The sequence below is a fragment of the Paenibacillus sp. FSL M8-0334 genome (assembly GCF_038000405.1).
GTDB classification, from domain to species: Bacteria; Bacillota; Bacilli; order Paenibacillales; family Paenibacillaceae; genus Paenibacillus_AQ; species Paenibacillus_AQ campinasensis.
Genome location: NZ_JBBOCH010000002.1, coordinates 21,861 through 42,215 on the forward strand (window position 1 = coordinate 21,861; position 20,355 = coordinate 42,215).

At 49.8% G+C, this 20,355-nt stretch carries 16 protein-coding genes; 4 read left to right on the forward strand and 12 right to left on the reverse strand.

Annotation, left to right across the window (positions count from 1 at the left end):
• Positions 1 to 41 precede the first annotated feature (41 nt).
• Genes MKX64_RS14100 through MKX64_RS14125 form a run of 5 tightly spaced genes read right to left on the reverse strand, consistent with a single transcriptional unit; the run spans position 42 to position 8,910 of the window.
• On the reverse strand, positions 42 to 2,159 hold the full coding sequence (locus tag MKX64_RS14100; RefSeq protein ID WP_341036345.1) for a helicase-related protein: 2,118 nt from the start codon (positions 2,157 to 2,159) through the stop codon (positions 42 to 44).
• On the reverse strand, positions 2,123 to 6,616 hold the full coding sequence (locus tag MKX64_RS14105; RefSeq protein WP_445670837.1) for a hypothetical protein: 4,494 nt from the start codon (positions 6,614 to 6,616) through the stop codon (positions 2,123 to 2,125). Before MKX64_RS14105 ends, MKX64_RS14100 begins: the two co-directional genes overlap by 37 nt.
• Before the next feature lie 33 nt (positions 6,617 to 6,649).
• Positions 6,650 to 7,096, reverse strand: coding sequence for a DUF6075 family protein (locus tag MKX64_RS14115; RefSeq protein WP_176475531.1), 447 nt, complete (start codon positions 7,094 to 7,096; stop codon positions 6,650 to 6,652).
• Entirely contained in the window at positions 7,080 to 8,129 is a 1,050-nt protein-coding gene (locus MKX64_RS14120; protein WP_341036351.1) for a ParB N-terminal domain-containing protein, read from the reverse strand. Before MKX64_RS14120 ends, MKX64_RS14115 begins: the two co-directional genes overlap by 17 nt.
• Positions 8,119 to 8,910, reverse strand: a complete 792-nt coding sequence (locus MKX64_RS14125; RefSeq protein WP_341036353.1) for a ParA family protein — start codon at positions 8,908 to 8,910, stop codon at positions 8,119 to 8,121. The genes MKX64_RS14120 and MKX64_RS14125 overlap by 11 nt, the downstream gene beginning before the upstream one ends.
• Before the next feature lie 587 nt (positions 8,911 to 9,497).
• On the opposite strand from MKX64_RS14125, the gene MKX64_RS14130 reads away from it, so the two are divergent.
• The 3 genes from MKX64_RS14130 (at position 9,498) to MKX64_RS14140 (ending at position 12,616) form a co-directional block, all read left to right on the forward strand.
• A complete protein-coding gene (locus MKX64_RS14130; RefSeq protein WP_095264581.1) occupies positions 9,498 to 9,800 on the forward strand; it encodes an ArsR/SmtB family transcription factor in 303 nt (100 codons plus the stop codon).
• A 129-nt stretch (positions 9,801 to 9,929) separates the two neighbouring features.
• Positions 9,930 to 11,114 (forward strand): MFS transporter, encoded by a 1,185-nt coding sequence (locus MKX64_RS14135; RefSeq protein ID WP_095264582.1) that lies wholly within the window; start codon positions 9,930 to 9,932, stop codon positions 11,112 to 11,114.
• Between the two features lie 578 nt (positions 11,115 to 11,692).
• A complete protein-coding gene (locus tag MKX64_RS14140; RefSeq protein ID WP_095398185.1) occupies positions 11,693 to 12,616 on the forward strand; it encodes an alpha/beta hydrolase in 924 nt (307 codons plus the stop codon).
• A gap of 240 nt (positions 12,617 to 12,856) precedes the next feature.
• On the opposite strand, the gene MKX64_RS14145 is transcribed toward MKX64_RS14140, so the two are convergent.
• Both MKX64_RS14145 and MKX64_RS14150 read right to left on the reverse strand, forming a co-directional pair.
• A complete protein-coding gene (locus MKX64_RS14145) occupies positions 12,857 to 13,729 on the reverse strand; it encodes an SDR family oxidoreductase (RefSeq protein ID WP_095398184.1) in 873 nt (290 codons plus the stop codon).
• Positions 13,730 to 13,825: 96 nt separating this feature from the next.
• Positions 13,826 to 14,677, reverse strand: a complete 852-nt coding sequence (locus MKX64_RS14150; protein WP_341036357.1) for a helix-turn-helix transcriptional regulator — start codon at positions 14,675 to 14,677, stop codon at positions 13,826 to 13,828.
• Positions 14,678 to 14,919: 242 nt separating this feature from the next.
• On the opposite strand from MKX64_RS14150, the gene MKX64_RS14155 reads away from it, so the two are divergent.
• Positions 14,920 to 15,720, forward strand: coding sequence for an SDR family NAD(P)-dependent oxidoreductase (locus MKX64_RS14155; RefSeq protein ID WP_095398182.1), 801 nt, complete (start codon positions 14,920 to 14,922; stop codon positions 15,718 to 15,720).
• Positions 15,721 to 15,861: 141 nt separating this feature from the next.
• Here MKX64_RS14155 and MKX64_RS14160 read toward each other — a convergent pair whose 3' ends face one another.
• The 5 genes from MKX64_RS14160 to MKX64_RS14180 form a co-directional block, all read right to left on the reverse strand.
• Positions 15,862 to 16,596 carry an MBL fold metallo-hydrolase gene (locus MKX64_RS14160; protein ID WP_095398181.1) on the reverse strand — a complete coding sequence of 245 codons (735 nt, stop codon included), beginning with the start codon at positions 16,594 to 16,596 and terminating at the stop codon, positions 15,862 to 15,864.
• Between the two features lie 155 nt (positions 16,597 to 16,751).
• On the reverse strand, positions 16,752 to 17,543 hold the full coding sequence (locus MKX64_RS14165) for an ABC transporter ATP-binding protein (protein WP_095398180.1): 792 nt from the start codon (positions 17,541 to 17,543) through the stop codon (positions 16,752 to 16,754).
• Entirely contained in the window at positions 17,518 to 18,588 is a 1,071-nt protein-coding gene (locus MKX64_RS14170; protein WP_095264601.1) for an ABC transporter ATP-binding protein, read from the reverse strand. Before MKX64_RS14170 ends, MKX64_RS14165 begins: the two co-directional genes overlap by 26 nt.
• Positions 18,588 to 19,385 (reverse strand): ABC transporter permease, encoded by a 798-nt coding sequence (locus MKX64_RS14175; RefSeq protein WP_095264602.1) that lies wholly within the window; start codon positions 19,383 to 19,385, stop codon positions 18,588 to 18,590. Before MKX64_RS14175 ends, MKX64_RS14170 begins: the two co-directional genes overlap by 1 nt.
• Complete coding sequence (locus MKX64_RS14180; RefSeq protein WP_176475530.1) at positions 19,382 to 20,344, reverse strand: ABC transporter permease; 963 nt, start codon at positions 20,342 to 20,344, stop codon at positions 19,382 to 19,384. The genes MKX64_RS14175 and MKX64_RS14180 overlap by 4 nt, the downstream gene beginning before the upstream one ends.
• Positions 20,345 to 20,355 lie beyond the last annotated feature (11 nt).

The following is a 20,355-nucleotide window of genomic DNA, read 5'->3' on the forward strand; positions in this document are numbered from 1 at the left end:
CGTTCATCTTCGAGCGGTCTTTTTTTGCTGGTTATGATTAGCTAATCCTCCATCACCATTTCCTCTGCACGTTCCTGGTGCTCAAGCTCAGAACGTTCTTCTCCTGCATCCATTACGATTTCCTGTCCTCGCAATTCCTCAAACTCCAGTGCCGAATTGATTTCAGATTGCCGCGCTACCATCTGCTGTAACTTTTGATCGAATTCAAACGGTTTATCGATTTCGTTCTGGGCAGCGATGAACTGATCATGAACATCGTTGTATTTTTGCTCCGCTTTTGTTAACAAGGCAGGGATTTTATCGATGGCATGCTCAATTCGGGAAAGGTTGCCCAGCTCGGAATCTCCTAAATCGACGGCGTAGCTTTTGGTTCCCTTTATCTCCAAATACATGTTATACAGCGATTGCCGAGTAAAGTTGAGGTCAAACCCTCGAAAAGCCCCAATTCGTAGGGATTCATCGGGCTGCAAGGCTGTCATCTTGAAAAGAAGAAGAAGCATTTCGCCTGCCTTTGGGCGTTCCGTAAATGTTTTCCCATCCAGCTCGATGGCAAATGGGTGGTTCATGGTTGTGCGGGATAATTGAATGTCCGCCTGTAAATCCTGCATCTCTTGTTGCATGTTTTCAATCCGTTGCGGCTGCTGCTTGATTCTGTTTTCTAACATGATGCGTTCATTTTGCCAGTTGGCTTTTAGCAGCTTCAAGCGGGCAACCTCGTTGTCCACATGCATCTTTTCAGCCAACATCGGATTCCCCGTGGCTACAGCTTTCACTTCGGCTGCGGTCAGCACCGTTTCATCAGAGTCCTCACAGGAGCGGGAAATGCTTTTACCCGTCATCACTTGGGAAATGTAGCGCAGCTTCTGCTCTTGAATTTGCCAGAGATACGCATCAAAGGTACCCTTGGTTACGTAGCGGAAAATTTGAACGGTTTCGTTGCGGTTGCCTTGGCGCAAAATACGCCCGTCCCTTTGCGTAATGTCGGCTGGCCGCCAAGGACAATCCAGATGGTGCGCGGCAATCAGCCGGTCCTGCACATTGGTTCCCGTTCCTAATTTCACTGTGCTTCCAAGCAGAACACGAACGGCTCCACTTCGCACACTTTCAAAAAGCTGTTCTCGTTGTACATCGGTCTTGGCGTCATGAATAAAAGCAATTTCCTGCTCTGGCACGCCGCGCAGCATCAATTGTGTCTTGACTTCATTATAAACGTTAAACTGTCCAGGCTTGGGCGTACCGCTGTCACAAAAAATCATTTGCGTGAGTCGATCCGCTTGCGTTTGCTGCCAGATGTCAAAAACATGGCCGATGCAGCGATTCAGTTTGGAAAGCGGATCGGCGGGAGCATCTTCGTCCAACAAGCGGGGATCAATCGACATAAGTTTGGCTTCATGCGTGAGTTTAAGCATGTTGTCTTCGGACGCATCCACGTCATTGTTGCGGATTTTCTCGGCACGAACCACAAACTCGTCCATAATCTGTTGCTGGAAAGGTGAGCACTCACTGACGACAACGGTAGCTTGGCCGTCTTTCAACTGAGGAGTCGGGAGATTGAGCATATCGGCGGTTTGAATATCTGCCACCAGCCGAAACATGTTCATCAGTTCAGGCAAATTGTGAAACTTGGCGAAGCGGGACTTCATCCGATAGCCGCTGCCTTCCGGCGTAATTTCCAAAGAGGTAACCACTTCTCCGAAGGTTGCGGCCCAGTTGTCAAAGAAGTTCAGTCCAAGCTTTTGCAGAAGCTGGGGTTGCAGATAACGTTGCATCACAAACAGTTCAGACATGCTGTTGCTGATCGGTGTTCCTGTGGCAAATACAATGCCACGGCCTTGATTCATTTCCTGCAAGTACTGGCATTTGAGCATCATGTCCGTCGCTCGCTGACTGCTGGCTTTGCCGATTCCGGCAACATTCCGCATTTTCGTAAATGTAAAGCAATTCTTATAGGCGTGAGCTTCATCGACAAACAGCATATCGACGCCAAGTTGCTCAAAGGTAAGCAGGTCATCTTTCTTCTTTTCATTGACCAGTCGCGCAAGCCGGGATTTCAGATTATTCTCAAAGACGACCATCTGTTTGATGCTCCAATTGTCTCCCTTTTCCTTTTTGATCTGGTCAATCATGTGGGCGACATTGCGGATCTCATCCTCCAGCAAGCGTTCCTGCCGTTCGCGGGAGATGGGGATTTTCTCGAATTGGCTATGCCCAATGAAATCGCATCGTACTCCCCCATCGCGATGCGAGAGACGAAACGTTGGCGGTTAGCCAGTGCAAAATCCTTTTTGGTGGTGACCAGGATATTGGCACTTGGAAAGAAGCGCAAAAACTCATGGCCCCACTGCTCGGTGAGGTGGTTGGGAACGCAATACATCGGTTTTTGAACCGCGCCAACGCGCTTTAGGACCATGCCGGCGGCGATCATGGCCGCCGTTTTGCCAGCTCCGACTTCGTGTGCCATCAGAGCAGTGCCGGAATAGAGGATGCGAGCGGCAACATCCTTCTGATGTTTGCGCAGCGCCATTTCCTCGTTCATACCGGGGAACACCAGATGATCACCGTCATAGTGACGGGGACGGATGGTATTAAACTTGTCGTTGTAAATCTTCAGCAACGTATCGGCGCGGTCTTTGTCCCGAAACAGCCAGGACGCGAAGGCTTCCCGCATTTGTTGCTGTTTGGCACGGGCGATCATGGTTTCCTTGGCATTCACGACATATTTGACTTGCTCGTTGCCGTTTGCATCCAAATAGGTGACGGGATCGCGAACGGTAACGCTTTGCAGATTTAGGCTGTTTTCAAAAATTTCATACGCATTGGCGCGGCTTGTGCCGTAACTCTGATTGACTTGGATGGAGGAGCGTTCCAGCGATTTGCCCGACACGCGCCACGTATTGGTATACTCCAGATAATCCACATCTACGGTTTGGCTGTCTTGCAACACCTTGGATGTACCGAAGGTTTCATACATAAACGCTCGGTAAACCCGCACCGGAATCCAGGGGCTTCCGATGCGGAAATCAATATCGCCGGGTAGGAGAGGGGCGGGTTGGACACGGCTCAGCGCTTCTACATTTCGGGAAAACAGGTCAGGATGTTCCTGCGCTTTCAACGTGGCATAGGCCAGCTTGTCTTTCACGTTGCCGGACAAATATTCTTCATCAAGTTCCCAGCCTTCATCAAGATCACCGGTATACGTTTGCGGATTCAGATAGATGCGTTCGCCCAGTTCGTCACGAACATCGTCCGTCGTTTTATGGCACAGATGAGCGATATAGGGCAAGTCGATGCGCAGTCGCTGGTTGAGGCAAATTTGCAACGCTTCAAGCACAGATTCGGTATGATCGGGAAGACGATTCGGCCGAATGGTCGGGCGAGAGAAAATTGCCGCTTTTACCCATGTTTTCTCGGGAGTAAAATCTTCAATGGAACGCAGAAGCGGCAGTTGGTCATCATCGGCAAATGCGCTGGTGTTGGCCCGTTCGTTAATCGCACCATACGAGTTGACAAAGCGGTCATACACTTGATTAAGCCGCCGTTGTGCTGTGGTCAGTTCGGTTTCATCATATCCGTCTTCCCGCGATTGAATGTGAATGACATCAAGCAGCGCGGTTCGGATCTCGCATAAGCCTTTAATTCGCTCCGCTTTTTTGCCTTGGATATCCTGGAGAAGCAATTCACCGTTCTCGCAGTAGTAAATTCGGTTTTCTTCGATGATATACGTGAAATTTTTAGCATCAACGGGTGCCCCGCGGCGTTCTGGTTCGACGGTATCCATGTGTTCCGATGATCGAAAAGAGGGGAATGAAGCAGCCGGAGGCGGGATGGTTGCTTGCAAGGAATGAAGCGCCTGTTCCAAATCAGGGAGAAAATCTTGCCCTTCCAGCGGGACACAAGCGGTGGTTTGCTCCGCGCCATACATGCCGCGATCCCATACCATACGACCAAGCACCATTTCGGGATGAGGTAAATAATAGCGATTAATGGGAACATCGTCTGTTGTCTTTCCAATTTCGACCCACTCGGGCCATTCTTCATTGGAGAAGTGGATGGGCGCGGCACGTTTTTGCAGGAAGACGATATCCGTTGTAACGGTTGCCCCGGCAAGCGATTGGAAGGCCGTGTTCGGAAGACGGACTGCGCCGATCATTTCAGCCTGTTGAGCTAATAGCTTGCGTACACTGGCATCTTGTTTATCCAGTGTGCCCTTGCTGACGATGAAGGCCAAGATGCCGCCGGGTTTTAGCAAGTCCAGTGATTTGATGAAAAAGTAATCGTGGATGAGATAATTGTTCGTGTAACGTTTGTCAAAAACACGAACATTGTGAAAAGGCACGTTGCTGAATATGGCGTCGAAGCGAGTGCTCTCCCAGTCCACTGTCTCGAAGCCTTGCAGACGGATGTTGGCACTCGGGTAAAGCTGGAGGGCGATTCGTCCGGTTAAAGAATCAAGCTCCACGCCATGCAGCTCTGCTTTTTCCCATTCCGGCGGCAGAACGGAAAAGAAGTTGCCTGAACCCATCGATGGCTCCAATAGCTTGCGTCCTGCGCCTTCCGCCAATCCAAAGCGCTTCAATGTGTCGTGAATGGGGCGGATCAGCGTTTGTTCCGTATAAAAAGCAGTAATCGTGGAATTTCGTGCTGCGGCGTACTCTCCTTCATCCAACAATTGCTTTAACTCCGCATATTCCTGTTCCCAACCCGATGCGGTTGGATGGAACGCATTGGCCAAGCCGCCCCAGCCGACATAACCGGCCAATACATGTTGCTCCTCTGGTGTCGCTTGGCGCTGCTCCGTCTCCAATTGCTTGAGCAGCCGAATAGCTTCCACGTTGCGCTTGTATTTGCTTTTTGGGCCAGAGACGTAAGGAGAGCGGGACGGCTCGAAACGGTAGTTGGTTGCGGCGGGAACAGCAATGTCTGGAGCGGTGGCGACAGAAACCGAGCCGTGAGAAGGAGAAAGCGGCGCTGGCGTAGATGAAGCGGGTTCCAATTCGGTTTGTGTCGTGGTGAATGGCGAGTCATTTCTAACCCGCCGCTCCTCTTGCTCGTTTTCTACGAGTTGCTCCGTATAACTGAATAACGTCCATTCCGGCTCTTTCGGTGGAAAGGGAGGGAGGCTTTCGCTATATCTTCCTTCCTGAATCAGTTGCAGAGCTTTGGCAGCGACTTTGTTCCAAGTCAATGTGGCTTCGTGCCTGCCTAAGCCATCTATCCATTCCAGTTCCATGCCTTTGTTGTTGGAGTTGTATCCGCGTAAGCCATGATCAAATCCGCCTAACGCACCGCCAATACCGAATATTGTTTTAAGCCTGGCTGCAAGATCGGTTGCTTTGACAGGATGATTGTCGGTCACGAATTGATACACTTTTGCTTTAAAATTGACTCCCCCTTTGCCGCTTTGCAGCAGAACTTCCAGCATCTCGTCCGCAGAACGGCTTTCGGCAAAGTCATCCTCGGTTTCAGGCGAAAAAAAAGAACCGCTGTCCAGCGGCTCCTGGGATGATTCGGATGAAGTTATCTCGGTTTGAATATGATGTCGTTCAAGATCAGTTCCTCGGCGGTCTCTCTGATCTGATTCAAATGGTGCGTCCTCTCCAGTGTATCGTCGGTCTGTGGCAGCGGGCGGAGCCGGAGAAGCTGTTCGGTCAGGGATTCCATCTTGCTCAGGGCCTCTTGTTCGACTTCGCTCATTTTCTTCATCAGGTCGCCTTGCATTTGAAGAATTAGAAAGCGCTGCGGGTGATGGTTGCGGAGGTAATTCAGCGCCATCCGTCCGTAACGGCCCAGCGGCTGCTCGTCCGCTGTCGGTTCGTTCGAGATTTGCAGATTGGGATAGAGCAGGCCGTCGATCTGGCGATAATTCAAGTTGGGCTTGCTGTTGCTCATGAGAGTAACTCCTTTCGTTATGGAGGATTTTGATGTGACGGGCGATGTCTTTCAACATGGCGTGGGCTATTGTCGTCACTTGATGCCCTAATCGGGCGGCAAGCGGCAGCGAATCGAAATGGACAATGGTGGAGAAGTCCACATCTTCCGGTTCCGGCAGCTTGCAGCGGCAATGAACGAGGAAACGGATACTGTCTTGAACCAAATCCTGCATGTGTTGTTCCAGCCCGCGCCAAGGAATGGAACCAAGCCAATGTTCCTGAATATCCAGTTCAATATCTTGGAACAACTCGTCCATAGTTGATATAGCAGCTTCCCTTGACAAGCTGGTGATGGCTTCGCTCAAATGGGTCGTATCATAAGAAGTCAATCGTCCGGCAAGTTCATTTGGATCAATGGACTCCAGACTCCAAAGCGCGTGAAGCTGTCGGCCTGTCGTTTGTGTGACATCAAATAAATGAACGAGCGAAGGTTGGTCTTGTCGGAAATCGCAGACGGCGATGCTTTTTGCACCGTGTTTCACGCGACGACCGATTTGGTTCCAGACAGGCAAAGGAGCCAGCATGGTGGCTTCAAGATTTTGGCTATAGATCAGCAACGTGTTATCAAAGGAGTATTTATAAATGGAAGAAGCAAAGCGCAAATAGCTTTTCCAGGCTTCTTCGCTTTGGGTCAGTTCTGCAATGGCCGACTCGTATAGATTCCGCAATCGTTCGACTCGACGCATGATGGGCCTCCTTTCCATTGGATTGCAACATGATTAATGCTCCAAGTCGTAATCCACGCGGTTGTCCGCTACGACAGTAGGAACCTCCATATAATCATAGGCGTGCAAGTTGGCATATTCGGAATAGCGCAATTTGGCAGCTTCAAAGAAGTATGGTAAGAGATGGGTATCGAACAAAAAGTACGGGCTGTAGTTTCGGGCGGCGTCTCGATCATCATCCCCGGCATAGCCGTTGTACAAATTGAACGCCAAGCGGGTTAATTTGATGCTGGAACTGGTTTGCCAGCCTTTATTCAAGCCTTCCAGGCGTATGCTGTTTTCATCGAAATCGTACAGGTCACGAACATGGGAACGGGTTTGTTCCGTCAGGCCCAGCAGATAAAACAGCGCTTGGCGATACGGGTCGGTATGGCTGTGCGTCATGCGAATCATGCCTTCATAAAATTGATGATGTTCAAGGTCTTTAAACTTTGTAATCATGGTCATCCTCCTTCGGTTCTTGATTGGGTTGCTGACGTTGATGAGAGAAATACATGTCCAGCGCTTTGTCGATAATCTCCTCTACCTCGCATGCTTTGGCACCAGGCGAAAAATATTTGGCATAGACTTTATGCTTGAGCTTAAAGGGAGTAGGGGACTTGCTGCGCGGCTTGCGAGTGGCTTCGCCGGATAAGATTTTTGCAGCTTGCTCGGTGGTAAGCTTGCCGGAATAAGAACGCAACAAATCGGCTTTCTTCATGTCCACTTTATACTCGTTTCGAGTGAGAACTTCTTCAACGAAGCTTTGCTCGGTCTCCGGTATATACGAGAGGCTGACTGCCGGATAGATGCCAATTTCCCCATCATCAACACGTCTTTTTAACTCAACTATTAAATGGTCAATTCGCAATAATCGGGCAACCGTATTTTTAGATAATCCGTATTCAGCGGCTACAATTTCTCTACTATTTAACTTGTGCCCTATTAGGGCAGAAGTTGAGCTTTCCTTGTCATACTGCGGGTTTTCCAGCTTTTTAAGTTCGTCGATAATGTCGTTGCGCTTCCCTTGGGAGAACATATCGGAGTAACGAAGAGACAGCACCTTGGATTTTTCAGATGGAAGCATTTCGCTAAATGAGCGCTGAAGCACGTTCGTCTCCACTACATACATGAGTGCTTCTTCATCTGTGAGATTTTCCTTTACGATGGCGGGCAAATGCTCCAGACCGACGAGCAGTGCTGCATTCATCCGGTTATGTCCAGCAAGCATCTCGAAGTCACAGCTATTCTCATCCGTCTCGATTCTGCGGATGATGACCGGCACGAGGATACCGTTGCTCTCAATGCTGTTCGCCATATCCGTCAGCCGTTCGCCCTCATATAAGCGAAACGGATGATCTTTGAAAAATCTTATTTTATTTATCGGAATAGTTTGCACACCTCCTTTTGGGTCGGAGGTTTCCTGTGGTTGTTCTGATAGAAGCAGCAATTCGTCGATGCTGGCCAGCTTGGGAACGGGGCGTTTAGTTGCCACTCGCCATCAACTCCTTGGCTAAATCCTGATAAGCTACTGCGACCTTCGATTTCGGATGAAATTCAATAATGCTCTGGCTGTAAAAGTTGGCTTCCCCGACCTTGACGGAATGAGGAATTTGGATATTGAACACACGGAAGGTTTCACGATAATACACTTTCACTAGACGAAATGCTTCCTTATACAGGTTGGTGTGGGTATCGCACATGGTCATCAAGATGCCTTCAATACTGATTCGCGGATTGATTCGCTTCTTTACCTTTACGATGATCTTGAGCAATTGGGTTAAACCTGTTGCAGACCATAGCTGTGGATTCACTGGAATCAATACGCTATCGCTTGCCGCAAGTGCATTGATGGTCAGCAAGCCAAGCGAGGGGTTGGTATCGATAATAATATAGTCGTACTTGGGTTTCATGGGTTCCAGCAGAGAGGCTAGTGTTTTTTCGCCACCCATCTCATCGCGCAGGTTAATTTCAGCAACGGATAATTCAATGTTGCTAGGAATCAGGTCGATGTTGCCATGCGAATGAATGTACTCTTCGGGCGATGGCAGCGGCTCGTCCGTCATCATAGCATTCATCACATTGAACATCGAAAACTGGAGTTTATCTGGCTGCTCAATCCCAAAGCACATGGTCAGATTGCCTTGCGGGTCAAAATCGACCAGCAGCACTTTTTTTCCTTCATTAGATAAGACGTAAGCCAGATTATAGGCGGTAGTGGTTTTACCTGTACCACCTTTCTGATTGGCGATGGTGATCACCGTTGTTTTGGTCATTTCATTTATCCTCCCTGAAGCAATTGCTTCATGTTAATTTGTCAATGGTAGGGAGCGGGCTGGTTCTGTTGTCGTTCTCTCCGAGTTCTCCCCAACGTCCCAAAATGGCTTCATTTTGGGACGTTGTCGGGAGGCCTTGCGGCGCTTGAATTTAACGAAAAAACCCGCGAAAAACCTTGATTCTACAAGGATTTTCGCGGGTTTTAGATTCCTCTTCTTTGACTTAGGTTCTGCTATATTCCGAATAGCATGTGCGACTCAAAATCGAGTGGGGAGACCCGTGGAGGTTCGAGTCCTCTCACCGGTATTACTAACAAGAAGAAAGCTCATTAGATGATTCTAATGGGCTTTTTTATATTTTTACGACCTGGTTCATAGTATTACAGCTAGCCCAATCTTAGTGCCCTTTCACGATTTGTATAGTGAGTTGCTTTTGCTATTTTTGCACCTCACTTACAATGTTTTGAACGACCGTGCCGTTCGGCGAGAAAAGAACGCAGACGTTAAGGAGCGGCTCGACTTTGTTGTTCGGGAATATCAGTAACGATTATATTGACATATCGGAAAGTATCGATATAATATGAAATATGGATCCAATTGAAGTGTTCAAGGCGTTGTCCAACGAATCGAGGCTGCAGATTTTACAGTGGCTCAAAGAGCCCGAAAAACATTTTGTGCCCCATGAAGGAGTGGATATGAGGACAATCGGGGTGTGCGTTAGTCAGGTTACGGATAAGTTGAATATGACACAGTCAACCGCTTCGCAGTACTTGTCCATACTGCAACGGGCCGGACTGATTCGAACCGAACGAATTGGTAAATATACGTACTACAAACGAGACGAAGAAAAGATAAGCGAGTTGGCTGCTTTCTTGAATCAAAAACTCTAATCATGACTGAATACCTCAAACGTATTCAGTTTTTTTGGACTAACATATCTACATATCGCGATATATAAATATATTATAAAAACTCATATCGGTAACTATTAAAACAACAAAGAAGGAGAAGTGAATGCTTTGTTTAACACGTGGAAGATCTATTTATTGGCTTTAGTTACTTTTTTGGTGGGTACATCCGAGTATGTTATTTCCGGCATCTTGGATAAGATCTCGGATTCAATGGGGATTTCCGTTACTTCTGCGGGGCAGTTAGTCACGATTTTTTCCTTTGTATACGCCATTGGCACCCCGATCCTTATGGCTTTGACTGCTAAAGTGGAAAGACATAAACTGCTTGTTTTGGCGCTAGGTATCTTCGTAATTGGGAATGTACTATCATTTGTGTTGCCGGGCTATGCATCGTTTCTTGCAGCTCGCGTCATCATGGCTTTAGGCGCGGGAATGGTTGTAGTAACCGCTTTGGACATCGCCGCGAAAATTGCCGCACCAGGCAAACAAGCCAGCGCGATTGCTACTGTGGTGATGGGCTTTACGGCTTCCTTGATTATCGGCGTGCCTCTTGGTCGTATCGTTGCAGCACAACTCGGATGGAAAGCGGTTTTTGGTATATTGGCACTGGCCGGTCTGGTGGCTATGTTCGTTCTGTACGCCATCATCCCTCGAGTTCAAGGGGATAAACCGATGCCGTTATCCAAGCAACTTGCCTTCTTGAAAAACGGAAACGTAGCGCTAGGGCTTGCGATTACTTTTTTCTGGCTCGGCGGATACTCGATCGCCTACACGTACATTTCGCCGTATCTACTTGACATTGCCGGATTGAAAGAAGGGATGCTGAGCGGAGTGCTGTTGGCTTTCGGTATCGCCAGCCTGCTCGGATCCAAATTTGGCGGTTTCAGTACGGATAAATGGGGGGTATTCCCGACACTGTCAGGGGGAATGCTCTTGCACGTCATAGCGCTGCTGCTTCTCTCTCTAGCCGTTACCTATACGCACTCGTGGCTGCCGATTGTCATCCTCCTGATCTTGTGGTCGTTTGCGGCATGGACCTCCGGTCCAACGCAACAAGTCAATCTGGTTCGGATTGAACCGAATTATTCTGGAATCATGCTGAGCCTGAACCAATCCATGATGCAGTTGTCTATGGCTGCGGGAGCAGCAATCGGAGGCGTCATGGTCGGCCGGGTGTCTCTGTCATCAATTACATGGGTCGGGATGGTTGGAGTCGCTATTGCGATCGTGGTGGTATCGTTCTTGAAGGTGCGAATGGTGCCGGCAGACAAGGTCGAAAACGCCCTGAGATAAAGTCCAAACAGGTGTCCATTAAATGAATTGAAATTGCACCTGTCTGCAAATGACTAAAATGCATCATCTCCTGGCTTCGGGAGATGATGCATGACAACTAAACGACACGAGGACATTCGATTCATAGACCAAGTCAGGTTGTTAAGCTCCCTCGATATGATTCAGTTGCCTCACGCTCACGGCATTGTGCAGTTGGACATGGCTATGGGGGGGGGCCGTAATCGGAGGCATCGTTATAGAAAGCATCTCGCTTGCATCCGTTGGTTCTCTTGGCGGAGCTTCTGTTACCACTGGACTCATGCCGGCTATTATTTCATTATCCCTGCATCGCCGGTCTGCAGCTGCGGAACGAAACGGAGCGTAAAGTACCTTCTTTCTCAGAAATGAAAATACCGCCTAATCTGGATGACATCCAATATGACGTTCGTCCTTCTTAAAGATAGGGGCAGACCTGGGAGGAGGTTCCTTCCGAGATCAACTGCCACTCCTTATATTACTTAGTGCATCTGTCTTCCGATTTGTAGGTGAGCTCAATAATCACTTATAATTTCAGTAATAGTTGGAGGTGTAAAAAATCAATGAACGTATTTTCTAAAGGAACAAAAATGGTATTTGTATTGCTCATTTTATTAGTAACGATTACAGGATGCACCACATCAATGCCGATATCTTCAAATGAAAATCAAGCTCTATCTGATCAACCTCAACATACGAAACCTGTAGAAAATGCTGTACCTGAAACACCAGTTGCCGAAAAGAAGAACATACCCCCAAACCCACCGGTTGAATATGATCCTGCCTGGCCGGATCGTTCAGTGAAGTCTTCTAACGGGCATCTTGTGAATAGTTGTGTTCCGGATGAGCTGCGTAATAAAGCAACTACATTAACAACCAGTGATGGGGTGTATCTGTCTGCACTTGTGCTTGGCAGCGGAGATAAAGGAGTCCTGCTTGCACACGAGCAAGGTTATAACATTTGCTCTTTTCTTGACATGGGAACTGAACTGGCTGACAGTGGGTATCTGGTTGTTATTCCTGAATATCGTAATCATGGTGCCTCACAGAATTTTCCGGAGGATAATCAGAATATAGATCGTGATGCAGATGCTGCCTTAAGTGAACTCGAACGATTGGGTGCAAAAAGAGTGTTTTTGGCGGGAGCATCATGTGGCGGTAGTACAGCAATCATTGCAGGCGTTCGTCAGGCGTTGCCTATTGAGGGGCTGATTATTCTTTCTTCTCCTGCACAATGCGGGCCCCTTGATTCCATTCCGAGCGTTGAGAAGATTAAAGCACCGTCCATGTTTGTTTTTTCACCTGGCGATTATGGAGGCTCAATTGAACAAGAAGTGCGTAAATTATATCAAGCATCCGGAGCAACGGATAAAGAACTAATTGTGGATGAGAGTGGCTATCACGGAACAGATATGTACCATAGAGGAGAGCACGGTGATGCCTTAAAGTCCAAGCTTATTGACTTTGTTAAAATGGAATTTAATTAAAGTAAATAACTTTTGTAACCTTTAGTATAGGAGGGCAATCAGAAGTCTCATTCAGCATGAATCAAAACATCCGCGCGGATGTCTTTTCATTTTGTTCTATAGGTGAAACGGAGAACTATATCATAAGTAACGGCAAGTTTTAAAAATGCTCCCCTTGAAGTAAGCAGGTTAAATAAATAAACCGGCTACTTCAGAGGAGCATATATCAGTTGCCGTGGATGTCGAATTCTTTGGTGTCCTTTAAACTTGTTTTACCACATCATCTGAATCAGTGGAGTAAGCCAGCTCTTTCTGTGCTTCCAGAGCGGCCAGTCTGTCCAGCAGGGCTTCCCGGATCTTCTCATAGGCGTCACTGCCCAACGCCATACGTATCGGACCCTCTCCCTGGTCGACACGTCGGATAATCTGCTGCGCCATTTTATCCGGGTCGCCGACAACCATTTGATTGAACATGCTCATATCTATACCAGGCAGTTCTCCCTTCATCAGGCTAACGAATTGGCCCGCCTCCGTGTCCCGGTATTCGTCCATCCGCTCGCCGAATACGGCGTTGCTTATAATGAAATTCGTTCGGATTCCGCCGGGCTCCACCATCGTGGTCTTAATATTGAACGGAGCCACTTCCTTAGCTAGCGCTTCAAAGGCTCCTTCGACCGCCCATTTCGAAGAGCAATACAGTCCCATACCCGGAATCGAATAATGCCCCGCCATACTCGAAATCTGTACGATGTGACCGCCACCCTGCTTGCGGAAAAAGGGCAGGGCTGCACGTGCTGCACGCAGGGAGCCAAGCACATTGGTCATAAACTGGTGTTCAATTTGCTTGTCGCTTGCTTCTTCCACTGCCCCATACAAGCCATAGGCTGCATTATTGACAAACACATCGATCGTGCCCAGTTCTGAAAATGCACGTTCCACAACTTCAGCAATTTGCTGAGAGTTTGTCAGATCTAAATTAGCCTGCCATAGCCTAGAGCCATACTGTGCCTGCAGATCATCCAGCACCCCTGGCTTACGTACCGTTGCCGCTACACGGTCCCCTCTATCCAGCAACCGGCGAGTTATACTTGAAGCCAAGCCTCCTGACGCTCCTGTAATGAACCATGTTTGCATGATAAATACCCTCCAATCGTTGTCTTCTACTGAATCATACAAACAACTGGAGGGTGCTAGCCACAGCACGTCTATTCTATTAATAGGAGTAACAGTCTACGGTAGCTGCCTGCCCTGCTCGAGTAAACGCAATAATCTCTCCTCCGTGCCTGAACCGGGCACCGGAACAAAGAAACACCAGTGCAGTCCCGGGTCATTATCGATTACAGCCGCGGAATGGAGCTCGAACTCCATCTCCTGCGCGTCAGGAACGCGGAATAAAGCAGTGGCTACGCGTTTTTGTTTGATTTCATATAGCTCCCAGAAATGTACGAACTCCATGCTTTCCCGCTTCAAGCGTTCAAACCTTTCCATATATAACGGGTTGTTCTTGTAAAGATCGAAGCTTGCCCGCAGAACGGCCACAGCGTAACGGGCAGCGCCTTCCCAATTCACCAGTCTGTTGCGGTAATCAGGCTTTAAAAACATAATGTCCATCATATTCCGTTCGTTGTCCGGCAGACTGCCGAAATCGGCTACGATCAGTTCAGCCGCCCGATTCCAGACGATAACATCCGTACCTTCGTCTGTGATAAAAGAAGGATAATGCAGTTGATTTACGATTTTCTGCAGAACTCCCGTATCCGGCCCTCCGTTATTTGGCACTGTGACGCCGACGCTCGCCACATCTACATTGCCCAGATCGAATAGATGCTTCTGCTCGTCTTCGTCAAGCTGAAGCGCTTTGCTGATACTTAGCAGCACTTCCGGCGAAGGATTAACCTCCTTGCCTTGCTCCAGCCAGGCATAGTAAGTCACGCTTATATTGGCAAGATAAGAGACTTCTTCTCTTCGAAGTCCCGGCGTGCGTCTTCGTCCGGGCAGCGGCTGAATCCCGACCTCTGAAGGTTGCAACCGTTCTCTGCGAGATTTAAGGAAGTCGCCTAATGCGGATGAGGAATTATTCATTTTCAAGTGGGTCACCTCTATTTAATCATATGGAAGATAGATATCGCTATTAACCCAATAGACGATAAGCATTCTGTACATATTATAGTCTGCTGAATGCCGTTTCTACAAAAGAGAACCATAACGAGTACTGAGGCTATTAATCCCGCTAATAGTATAAACATGATGTGGTTAACCCATGCCTATCGCAGTACGATGAAGATAGTTTATGTCAGAGACGTGCTAAATAGGAGGTTTTTTTCTTGAACAGGTATACTTATCGAAACAAGCTAGCAGTAGTCACCGGTGCTTCATCCGGAATTGGAAAAGCGTATGCCAACGAACTGGCGGCACAAGGCTGTCATGTCGTTCTGGTAGCGCGCTCCAAGGACAAACTGGAGTTAATGGCTAGGGAAATCAACCGCCAGTATGGCGTACAGGCTTATGCACTCGCTTGCGATTTGTCCAAAGCGAACGCCCCGCGCCAACTGGCCGAACAAATTTCCGAACTGGGCTTGTCCGTGGATATTCTCATCAACAACGCAGGCGTTGGCACCTATGGCCGTTTCGAAGAAATAGACCCGGAGCGCGAGCAGGAGGAGATCATGCTGAACACGGCTGCGTTAGTCGATCTTACGCATCGGTTGCTGCCCGATATGCTGAGGCGAAAGGACGGAGTCATCGTTAACGTGGCATCGATGGCGGCGTTCATGCCTTGTGCTTATTCGGCCGTTTATGGGGCTACCAAAGCATTTGTATTGTCCTTCTCTGAGGCACTATGGGCGGAAACGCGCGGGAGAGGCGTTCGCGTGCTCGCACTGTGTCCAGGTGCAACCGAGACGGGGTTTTTCGATGCGGTCGGCAGTGAGGAAATGGGGGCGGGCCAAAAGCTCTCGACCCCGGAGAAGGTTGTACAGGCCGGATTTCGCGGGATTGACCAGGGACGAAGTTACATCATTGATGGTCGTAACAATTACTTTATGGCTCAAATGATTCGATTTTTGAGCAGGCGCAGGGTAGCCTTGATCATGGAACGCATGTCAAGGCCCAAAAGGCACGGATAGCGAGTAAAGAGATTGACCAGACAGAAGATCAGGTGTCATTTACAACCCGAAGAACTTTCTATTCAAGCACAAACGCCCCTTTAGTTCCTCAAGGGAAGAGAAGGGGCGGAGTATTCATCGTTATGACTTGATTACGCTTGGTTATAGCTCCAGTTGAAGACCGCTGGAGGCAAGTTGAATGCTGCCGGAGTACACTTGGCGAGCTCGTTCTACCAACACTTCACCGGGTGCGTACTGAGGCAGGTGGGTGAGGACCAGCGAAGCAGCGCCGGACTGTGCGGCCAGTTGACCTGCCATTTCCGGAGTCATATGGCCGGAGCTTTGAGCGACATTGTCATCCAGTACAGAGGCTTCACATAGCAGAAGATCACAATGGCGGGCAAAATCCACAAGATCATCGGTCCAGTGGGTATCCGCCGTGTAAACCAGGGATTTATTCCCGATGGTGAAACGCATCGCCAAGCAATAGGCAGGATGCGTAGTCGGACAGAAAGATACCTCCCAAGGCCCGATAACCGTGTGATGTTCCGGACTGATGGCATGGCCTTCCGTATATCCCCGGAAGGTGAGAGACGAGAATTCATCAGCATCCTGGCTGTGGCCATAGATGGGGAAAGTACCGGTGCGATGTCCCAGTTGGGACTGAATCAGCATGCCATATTGTAAGCAGCCAATATCGGCTTTATGATCGTGATGGTAATGGGAAACGATCAATGCGTCCAACCGTTGTAGCGGGATGTAGTTCTGCAGGCTGGATAAGCAGCCGCTTCCGCAGTCGATAAGGAGAGAGAAGTCTCCTTCTTCCAGCAGATAGGATGAGGTTGCACCGTTCGCCGGTGGAAAGGCGCCCCAGTGTCCAATAACGGTAAGTTTCATTATTCGTTCCTCCAAGAAAATATAAAATTTGCACTCCTGCATCGATGCGTCTACGGTTTATCGCACCGCGCAGTTCCCGGCATGGGTGTTTCGCTGCGGGACGGCGGCCGATCGACCATTGAATCATATTCAGGCTATCAAACCGCTGCACCTTACTATAGTGCGCTTGAGATCAATGATTGCGTGTAGGCATGTTCCGGGTGTTTAAAGACATGCTCGGTATGGCCGGACTCAACGATGGTGCCCTGATGGATGACGGCGACACGGTCCGCCAGATATTTGACGACATGTAAATCATGAGAGATAAACAGCTGGCTGATACGATACTTGCGCCGCAGTTCACCAAGCAGGTTAAGAATGGTGGCCTGTACGGACAAATCCAAAGCGGATACGGCTTCATCGCATATGAGCAGCGCAGGCTTTGTGGACAGCGCGCGGGCGATAGCGACTCGCTGGCATTGTCCGCCGCTAAGCTGGCCTGGGCGCGACTTCATGTAGGCGGCGTCTAATCCCACGTCTTGCAATAGCTGCTCCACGGCTTCGCGGATATCTTTCGGCTGTTTGATCAAGCCGGCAGCGCGGATCGGTTCGGCAATGATCTGCTCGACGGTATACCTTGGATTGAGCGTTTCAACAGGATCCTGGAACACATACTGTACGCTGCGCTGATATTCCTTGAGGCCAGCACCTTGCAGCTGTTCGAGCGATGTCCCGCGGAACTTGATCGTGCCAGGCGGCGCAGTTTGCAGACCGCCGATACACTCTCCCAGCGTCGATTTACCGCTTCCGCTTTCACCAACGAGCCCAACAATCTCGCCTTCCTGGATCGTAAGATGGATATCCCGCAGCACTTGCAGTGCTTGCGCCGGCTTCCACAATACGGGTCTTGGCAATGCGAACGATTTACTCAGCCCCTTTACTTCAATGAGCGGCGGGTTGCTGGACATAGCGTTCTCTCCCTTCCGGAGAAGATGGATTTGTGTTCAGATGAGTTTCTTTGCCCAGACTGTCCCGGAGCAGCGGATGGAAGCATGCATGGGTATGCGGAATCTTATCAGCTGCTGTGCTTGGATCTTCGGCTACCACCATCGGCGGGAGATCCTCCTTGCAGCGCTCGGTTGCATAACCGCAGCGCGGAGCATATATGCATCCGGGCGGTTTGGCGGTAATGGGAGGCACATTCCCGGGTATGCCGGCCAGCTTCGTGCCAGGCTTGACATGATAAGGAACGGCTTGGAGCAGATCGGCGGTGTAAGGATGGAGCGGACGATCAAGCACATCACCGCGCGCGCCCGTTTCAAGCAGCATGCCTCCGTACAGCACCATGATCTTATCCGCTACATATTGTACAGCGGCGATATCGTGGCTGATGTATAGAATCGACATGCGTTTTTTCTTGCTGAGCACCAGGAACAGATCCAGTATTTGCTTACGAATGGTAGCGTCCAGCGCGGTGGTTGCCTCGTCGGCAATCAGCAGGTCCGGTTCATGGATGACTGCGCAAGCAATAACTGCCCGCTGCTTCATACCGCCACTGATCTCATGCGGATATGCTCGAAATACCCGTTCCGGGTCGCTGATCCCTACCTCTTCCAGCGCCTTCAATGCCCGCCGGACCGCTTCTTTTCTGGGCACCTCTTCATGCGCCAGCAGAGCATCCAGCAGCTGATCCCCGATGCGCATTAACGGATTGAGCGCACCGGCCGGATTCTGGAATATATAAGCCAATTGCCGCCCGTATACACTGCGAAAGCGATGCCGGGGCAGCGACAGCAGCTCTGTGCCGTGTAGGCGGATAGAGCCTGAAGCGACGCGTGCTCTGGCTGGCAGGATGTTCATCAGCGCTTTGGCAAGCAGTGATTTGCCGGATCCCGATTCGCCGATAATGCCAGTAATCTCTCCCGGCTCCAGGCGAAAGGTTAACGGACGAAGTGCCGGCTTCCACGTCTTATCGACATACAGCTCAAGACTAAGATCTTGAATTTCCAACATTATGATACCGCCTCCTTATGGCGTGCCGCAATTCCGTCTCCGAGAAGGTTAAATCCGGCGACCGCCAGGAAGATGACAAAGCCCGGAATAAGCGGATATGCAGGAGCCAGGTACATGAAGCTTTGCGCTTCATTCAGCATGCCTCCCCAGCTTGGATGCGGCGGCTGGACACCGAGTCCGAGGAAGGAGAGAGCTGTCTCGGTCAAAATACCAGAGCCAAGTGCCAGGGACATCTGAACGCCAATTCGCGGGAGCGCTGCCGGAATCAGATGGCGGAACAGAATTACAGCATGGCCTGCATTGTATGATCTCGCGGCTTTGATATAACCGTACGACTGGGCTTCAAGCACAAAACCGTACATGAGCCGGGCAAAGGACGGGACGCTGAACACGGCAATCGCGAGCAGGACGTTGACTTGGCCCGTGCCGAGCACGGTAACCAGCATCAAGGCAAGCAGCAGGTTCGGAAAGGCAAACAGAACATCCATCGCTCTCATGATGACACTGCCAATCAGCCCTTTCATGTAGCCGGCAACAGCTCCCAGTATGCAGCCGATCAGCATTCCGCTGCCCACTCCGCCGAGAGATACTGTCAAAGCGCTTTGCGAGGCCAGCAGAAGCCGGCTGAGGATGTCTCGTCCGTATTGGTCGGTGCCGAGCCAATGCTCGCCGCTTGGCGGGGCGAACCGGTTCGCGATGTTCATCGCATTCGGGTCGCTCGGAAGGTCAATCCAGGAGATGAGCAGCATGATGACAATGACACTCAGCATCACGGTTCCTGTAATGAGTGTTTTCATGTTGTTCTCCTTTTTGTAGCGTGTAATTGAATGCGCGGGTCGATCCTCGTGTACAGAAGATCCACGCACAAGTTGACAAGAATGACGGTAACGGTAATGAAGATCACCAATCCTTGCAACAAAAACAAGTCGCGCTGCTGAACCGCGATGAGCAGCAAACGTCCGAGTCCGGGCAGATTGAATATTTGTTCGATAATGATGACACCGCTGATGAGGCTCATCACCTGCAGCCCGATGACGGTTATCGGTCCGATCAAGCTATTGCGCAGCGCATAGCGGATATATTTCTTCCGGGTCGGCAGCCCCTTGGTGTGAGCGAAGGTCATGAAGTCTTTATTGAGAACCTCCACGAGGGAAGCGCGGAACATCCGGATCAATACGGCTGCTTCTGCGATCGCCAGTGTTAGCGCGGGCAAGAACAGCGAATGAAGATGCGCTCCAAGCCCTTCGGATATGGGAACGAAGTTGCCCGGCGGGAACAAGGGAATCATGACTGTGAAACCGAGCAATAACAAGATGCCAAGCCAAAAGTTAGGAATGGCGATCCATATCTGTACAACTGCCTGGATGAACCCGTCTACCCAGCTGCCGCGTTTAACGGCAGCCCATATGCCCAGCGGAAGGGCGATCAGAAGCGCCATGAGTGAGGCGAAGATCGTCAAGGACAAGGTCATAGGCAGCCGGTCTACGATAATTTGCGTGACAGGCATCTTATAGATGAACGATTCGCCCAGATTGCCGCTTACGGCGCCGGCAAGCCAATCGGCATACTGGAGCAGCCAAGGGCGGTCCAGCCCGTACTGGGCACGAAGCTCCTCGACAAGATGAGGAGGAGCTTCGGTACCGAGCATGAGCCGTACAGGATCACCAGGCAAGAGCATCAGAACAGCAAAGGAAGCGAATGATACAAGAAAGACAAGCAGTATTGCAATTAACAGACGCTGTGCTAGATAGCTCATGGATGACATCC

Bases quoted from the DNA above. Each gene is read 5' to 3' on its own strand.
- MKX64_RS14105 (WP_445670837.1), bottom strand. From the start codon at position 6,616: ATGCGTCGAGTCGAACGATTGCGGAATCTATACGAGTCGGCCATTGCA.
- MKX64_RS14115 (WP_176475531.1), bottom strand. From the start codon at position 7,096: ATGATTACAAAGTTTAAAGACCTTGAACATCATCAATTTTATGAAGGC.
- MKX64_RS14125 (WP_341036353.1), bottom strand. From the start codon at position 8,910: ATGACCAAAACAACGGTGATCACCATCGCCAATCAGAAAGGTGGTACA.
- MKX64_RS14130 (WP_095264581.1), top strand. From the start codon at position 9,498: ATGGATCCAATTGAAGTGTTCAAGGCGTTGTCCAACGAATCGAGGCTG.
- MKX64_RS14140 (WP_095398185.1), top strand. From the start codon at position 11,693: ATGAACGTATTTTCTAAAGGAACAAAAATGGTATTTGTATTGCTCATT.
- MKX64_RS14145 (WP_095398184.1), bottom strand. From the start codon at position 13,729: ATGCAAACATGGTTCATTACAGGAGCGTCAGGAGGCTTGGCTTCAAGT.
- MKX64_RS14150 (WP_341036357.1), bottom strand. From the start codon at position 14,677: ATGAATAATTCCTCATCCGCATTAGGCGACTTCCTTAAATCTCGCAGA.
- MKX64_RS14160 (WP_095398181.1), bottom strand. From the start codon at position 16,596: ATGAAACTTACCGTTATTGGACACTGGGGCGCCTTTCCACCGGCGAAC.
- MKX64_RS14165 (WP_095398180.1), bottom strand. From the start codon at position 17,543: ATGTCCAGCAACCCGCCGCTCATTGAAGTAAAGGGGCTGAGTAAATCG.
- MKX64_RS14170 (WP_095264601.1), bottom strand. From the start codon at position 18,588: ATGTTGGAAATTCAAGATCTTAGTCTTGAGCTGTATGTCGATAAGACG.
- MKX64_RS14175 (WP_095264602.1), bottom strand. From the start codon at position 19,385: ATGAAAACACTCATTACAGGAACCGTGATGCTGAGTGTCATTGTCATC.
- MKX64_RS14180 (WP_176475530.1), bottom strand. From the start codon at position 20,344: ATGAGCTATCTAGCACAGCGTCTGTTAATTGCAATACTGCTTGTCTTT.